Annotated in this window: 4 protein-coding genes; 1 reads left to right on the forward strand and 3 read right to left on the reverse strand. The window is 52.3% G+C overall.

Annotation, left to right across the window (positions count from 1 at the left end):
* Window positions 1–112: 112 nt before the first annotated feature.
* Window positions 113–1,102, reverse strand: a complete 990-nt coding sequence (locus ACRCZA_RS15515) for a hypothetical protein (protein ID WP_438675294.1) — start codon at window positions 1,100–1,102, stop codon at window positions 113–115.
* Window positions 1,103–1,130: 28 nt separating this feature from the next.
* Window positions 1,131–2,561, reverse strand: coding sequence for a bifunctional D-glycero-beta-D-manno-heptose-7-phosphate kinase/D-glycero-beta-D-manno-heptose 1-phosphate adenylyltransferase HldE (gene hldE, locus ACRCZA_RS15520; RefSeq protein WP_438675295.1), 1,431 nt, complete (start codon window positions 2,559–2,561; stop codon window positions 1,131–1,133).
* A gap of 102 nt (window positions 2,562–2,663) precedes the next feature.
* Here hldE and ACRCZA_RS15525 point away from each other — a divergent pair, with 102 nt between their 5' ends.
* On the forward strand, window positions 2,664–3,590 hold the full coding sequence (locus ACRCZA_RS15525) for an LpxL/LpxP family Kdo(2)-lipid IV(A) lauroyl/palmitoleoyl acyltransferase (protein ID WP_438675297.1): 927 nt from the start codon (window positions 2,664–2,666) through the stop codon (window positions 3,588–3,590).
* 96 nt (window positions 3,591–3,686) lie between these two features.
* On the opposite strand, the gene ACRCZA_RS15530 is transcribed toward ACRCZA_RS15525, so the two are convergent.
* Complete coding sequence (locus ACRCZA_RS15530; protein WP_438675296.1) at window positions 3,687–5,411, reverse strand: potassium/proton antiporter; 1,725 nt, start codon at window positions 5,409–5,411, stop codon at window positions 3,687–3,689.
* Between the last annotated feature and the right edge of the window lie 296 nt (window positions 5,412–5,707).

Below are 5,707 nucleotides of genomic sequence, written 5' to 3' on the forward strand. Positions count from 1 at the left end.
ACGCTGTGCTTAGGTTCTGTGCTTAAGTCCTGTGCTTAAGTGCTGCGCTCAAACGCTGCGCTTAAGCGCTACACTCAAGCTCTGTGCTACCGCCTTGTATCTGGGCCCGGCATCACAACATCGAGTGCTGCGCCAGCCACTCATTGGCTTTAGCTGCCCCCATCAACTCAATCAAAGTCGGCTGTAAATAACCGCCGAGCTCTGCTTTACGCCAATAAAGGTATTGGGGCAGCGCTTGCTGGGCGCCCCCGGCAAAAGTGCGTTGCATCAGGCTGGCATATTCTGCCAATAAGGGCGGTGGTAATTGCACTGCGCTCGGATAAAAATCCGCCACAAAATCCCGATAACGGCTAAACCCGGCGACTGTTGCCACCTCATAGTGCGTCAGCACCTGCAACATCATCGGCACACTCCAATGGGATAACTGCTGGGGATAAGTGAATGCACCAAGGTTACGCCTATGGTATTGCTGCCAAGCAAGTCGAAAGTCACCATGCACCTTGGCAATTTGCCAAATAAGATAGATATCCGCCAACCATTCGTGCTGATAAGGCGTTAACTGGGAGGGTAATACCTCACCTTGCAACGCAATATTTTCAAGGTGGCCTAACTCATGCCACAGCGTTAACGTTGGCTGATCGATTAGCTTAAGGTCATAGGTTACCGCATCAATATTGACCGAGGGGCGCTCGCTGGGCGCATTCACATTGGTGATGACGATACCGCTGCTGCGCGCATCCACGAGCGGCATCACCATGGCCACGCGCTGGCCCAGTGTCTCGCTCAATTGCTGTGGACTTGCGGGCAACTGCGCCCGCGCCGCGCTCGGCAGCGCTAACAGGCACTCGCTTAACTGTGCTAACGGGCAAATCAACGCCTGCTTCGTCCCCACGGGTACCCAAGAGAGGCGCGGCGACTCAGCGTTGAGGCTAACAACGTGTTGCGCTGTAATGTTTTGAGCCGCTAGGTTTTGATCTGCCAGGTTTTGAGCGGCTAAGCTTGGCAGCGCCAAGCTCGAAACCGCCAACCCCACGAGCGAAAGTGTGTGAGCACTGAGTGTCAATGCCATAGACATAAAAGCCGAAGGCTTAGGAGCCGTCATCTCAGTGCCACTATGCCTCGCGCTGGGCTCACTGATTGGCCATGATATTTTGAATAATCGCCGTGGTAGAAATGCCATCTTCAAAGCCCAGCACTTGCACTTGTCCTCCCGCAGCCATCACCTCAGCACCGCCCGCAATTTGGTCAAGCTGATAATCGCCCCCCTTTACCAGCAGATCCGGCAGTAACCTCGCGATGATCCGCTGTGGGGTATCTTCACTAAAAGGCACCACCCAATCGACCGAGGCCAGTCCGGCCAATACGGCCATGCGGCGATCCACCGGATTCACCGGACGTCCCTCACCTTTGAGGCGCTTGACCGAGGCGTCATCATTCACCGCCACAATCAACCTATCGCCCAAGGCTTTAGCTTGTTTAAGGTAACTCACATGGCCGGCATGCAGGATATCAAAGCAGCCATTGGTCATCACCACTCGCTCGCCCCGCAGTTTAGCCTGCTCGAGGGCATAGGCGAGTTGATCTTCACTGACCACCCCAAAGCCTGACTCGCCATGGTGCAATGCAAGGGCCTCAATTAACTCGATACGGCTCACGGTAGAAGTGCCCAGTTTACCCACCACCACGCCCGCGGCGGTGTTGGCAATCGCGCAGGCCTGCGGCAGCTGCGCGCCCGCGGCTAAGGCCGTCGCCAGTGCCGAAATCACGGTATCCCCGGCGCCAGTGACATCATAGACTTCACGGGCAACGGTCGGAATGTGTAACTCTGGGGCATCTAAGGTCACTAAGGTCATGCCCTTTTCTGAGCGCGTCACCAAAATCGCCTCAAATTGATGTTGCTGGAGTAAGCCACGCGCTTTTTGTAACAGATCCGCCTCACTGGTCACTTTGCCGACCACAGCTTCAAATTCGCTCATATTGGGAGTGATCAACGAGGCACCGTGGTAACGGCTAAAATCGCTGCCCTTAGGATCCACTAACACCTTGACGCCCTTCGCGCGGGCAAGGGCAATAAACGCCTGTGGCTGATCGATCGCGCCCTTCGCATAATCAGAAAGCACCACCACATCGACGCCCTCAAGCAAGGTTTCAGCTTGCTTAAGCAGACTCGCGCTATCCTGTGGTTCAAAAGGCTCTTCAAAATCGAGCCGGATAAGCTGTTGATTACGCGATAACACCCGCAGCTTAGTGATGGTTGGTTTATCCTTAATGGTCAGCCACTGCGGCTCCACCCCAAGGGCTCGCACCCCGACGGTTAAGGCGTTGGCCGTTTCATCTTCTCCCACCAACCCCGCAAGTTGCACCTGACCACCTAAGGTTGCAATATTGAGCGCCACGTTGGCCGCGCCGCCGGGCCGATCTTCAACCTGATTAATCTTCACCACTGGCACAGGCGCCTCAGGGGATATACGTCCCGTAGGCCCAACCCAGTAACGATCTAACATCACATCGCCGACCACTAACACTTTGGCTTTTTCAAATGCGGGGAGAGAAACCTTCATAGCGCTCTTATCTTTTGCAGAAATTAAACCGTGATTGTACCTAATTTTCAGCAAAAATTGAGTTAGAATAAGCAGTAATTTTCAAAAGTAGTGAGTATTTTTGTGGTCGAGAAAGCCGAATTTTCATCGTCGTTATATCACCCTAAGCACTGGCCCATGTGGTTTGCAGTGCTGCTGATGCGTATCACCCAATTCCTCCCCCTGTCTTGGCAAATGGCATTAGGTAAAGGCATTGGCCGCTTAGTGATGAAATTTGCTGGCCGGCGCACCCACACCGCGCGACGTAATTTAGCCCTGTGCTTCCCGCAGATGTCGCCGCAGGCGCGGGAGCAATTGCTGGTGCGCAACTTTGAAGAAACCGGCAAAGCGCTTTTTGACACCATCAACGCTTGGTGGTGGTCCGATACTAAAGTGCAGCAGCACATGAGTATCACAGGCCAAGAATATGTGCAGCAGACCCTCGATGCAGGCCACGGCGTGATCCTATTTGCCGTGCATTGTTTACCGCTCGAGATGGGCGCCCGCATTTTTGGGCAGTTCCAGCCCGGTGTAGGCGTGTATCGCCCACACAATAATCCGGTGATGGAATACCTGCAGGTTAAGGGGCGTTTACGCTCTAATAAAGGACTCGTCCCTAAACGGGATCTGCGCCAAATGGTGCGCTGCCTGCGTAATCCTGATGTCATTTGGTACACCGCCGATCAAGATTTTGGCCGTTCAAGCGCCGTGTTTATTCCGTTTTTTGCGGTGCCCGATGCGGCAACCATTACCGGGGCCACGACCTTAGCCAAACTGGGTAAAGCAAAAGTATTGCCTTTTTTTGTGGAGCGCACCGCTGGCGATAAGGGCTATCAGATAGAGATTATGCCGCCACTGGCACAGTTCCCGGGGGAAGATGAAGTCGCCGATGCCGTTCGCGGTAATCACATCATTGAAGACCTTATCAATCGCAATCCGGCGCAGTACATGTGGTTACATCGCCGTTTTAAAACCAGACCCAATCCAACGGACAAGTCGCTTTATCAGTAAGCGCACAACGTCGCGTTTACCAAGCCCTCGATATGATCAAATATGCCAGCAATATTGCTGGCATATTTATGGCCCGGCGAGCACGCTAACCAAACATTACACTTCGGTCGGTAGACGGATCCCCACGTTAGTCACGTTACCCTCATACAGCCCCGCGACCACCCAATGCAGCGCTTGCCATTGAAAATGATCACCAATGACGGGATGCGGCCCAAGTTGCTCGGTCACGAGATCCGCGACGGTCACCACCTCAGAGGCCTCATCCAAGGTTAACCCATAAATCGCGGCCAAATCGACCAATTTAACATCGGTATCGATAAAAAAGTCGCCAAAAAAGCGGGGGATATCTTCCATCTCCGGCGCCTGACTAAACAACTGACTGAGCGCATCTAAACTGTGTTCCTGCCCCAGCACGCACAGAATATCTCCCGCCGCTAAGCGGGTGCTGCCCGAGGGATGGAGCAAGCTATCGTCACGAAACACCGCGGCAATGCGAGTTCCATCAGGCATAGCAAGGCGCTTGAGCGGCTCGCCAATGCACCATTTACCTTCGCTTAAGCGATACACAAAAACCTCCCACTCACTGCTCGGATAAATCTCAATCCCCGAGCGGGAAATCGGTAACGGTTTAGGCGGTAACTCCACCTTAGCCAAGCGCGCCGCAGTGGTCAGTGACGCGCCTTGCACCAAGAGCGACACTAACACCACGAAAAACGCCAAATTAAAGTACAGCTGCGCCCCCGGCAGGCCCGCCATCATCGGGAATACCGCCAAAATAATTGGCACGGCGCCCCGCAGCCCCACCCAAGAGATAAAGCCGCGATCCCGCAGGCTAAAACTCTTAAACGGGAGCAAACTCAGCCAGACCGCCAGCGGTCTAGCAAAAAAGATCATCCCAAAGGCGAGCGCAAATCCGGGCAGTGCAATATCCATTAAATCAGAGGGCGTCAGTAATAACCCCAACACGAGGAACATGCCGATTTGGCTCACCCAAGTCATGCCATCGAGCACGTTTAAAATGGCATGGCGGCCACGCGTCGGCTTATTACCGAGAAACAGCCCGACCAAATAAATGGATAAAATGCCGCTGCCACCCAATTTATTGGACACGGCATAAATGATCAACGCGCCGCTCATGACGAGGATGGAATACAACCCATCGGCGAGCTGACTGGCATTGACGAGCTTCCACAGCAACCAACCGCCTCCTAAGCCTAAGCCAATGCCTAAGCCAAACTGTTTAATAAAATTGATCAGCATAAAGCTCAATGAGGGCTCGGCATGCACATTGGCTAATATTGCAATCAGGGTGACGGTTAAAAACACCGCCATCGGATCGTTACTGCCCGATTCGATTTCTAAGGTCGCGCCAACCCGCTCGTTAATACTGCGGCCTTTGAGTAAAGAAAACACCGCCGCGGCATCGGTCGAGCCGACAATCGCCCCCACCAGCAAACCTTGCAACCAGTGCAAATCAAACAACCATGCGGCCATCATGCCGGTGATGCCGGTGGTAATCGCCACACCAAAGGTCGCCAAGGATAAGGCTGGCCATAGGGCGACCCTAAAGCTGGCCACTCGGGTGCGCATGCCACCGTCGAGCAAAATAATCGCCAACGCCAAGTTACTGACCAAATACGCTATCGAGTAATCATCAAATAAAATGCCACCGGGGCCATCTTCCCCCGCAAGCATACCAACAGCCAAAAAAATCAATAAAATAGGAATGCCAAGGCGAGAAGACACCGGGCTTAGCATTACGCTCACCGCCACCAATAAGGCACCGATCAGAAAAAAACTATTGATGGAATTTGCATCCACATAGGCCTCCTTAGATTGAATGAGTTTAGCCAAGACATCACGCAAGCGTGAAAACGAATTAAGCTTAAAAAATAAACCAGCGGAAAATTTTCATCACTTTATAGTAGCATAAAAAACATCGATGACATTTGTATTAAAGATTAAATATCAATTGACTACAGCAAAAACACACAAAAGCAACATAAAATGAATTTTTAGCCATGAACACGGCTTAGCACGTTTTATTGCACAAATATAAAAATAATCTCGAAATATAAATTAAAACCCTAAAATATCATCAGCTTGATGAAAAACAA

Origin of the sequence: Shewanella sp., assembly GCF_051658185.1 — a bacterium.
Taxonomy (GTDB): Bacteria; Pseudomonadota; Gammaproteobacteria; order Enterobacterales; family Shewanellaceae; genus Shewanella.

Coding starts and splice junctions, on each gene's coding strand:
- ACRCZA_RS15515 (WP_438675294.1), bottom strand. CDS start 1,102: ATGACGGCTCCTAAGCCTTCGGCTTTTATGTCTATGGCATTGACACTC.
- hldE (WP_438675295.1), bottom strand. CDS start 2,561: ATGAAGGTTTCTCTCCCCGCATTTGAAAAAGCCAAAGTGTTAGTGGTC.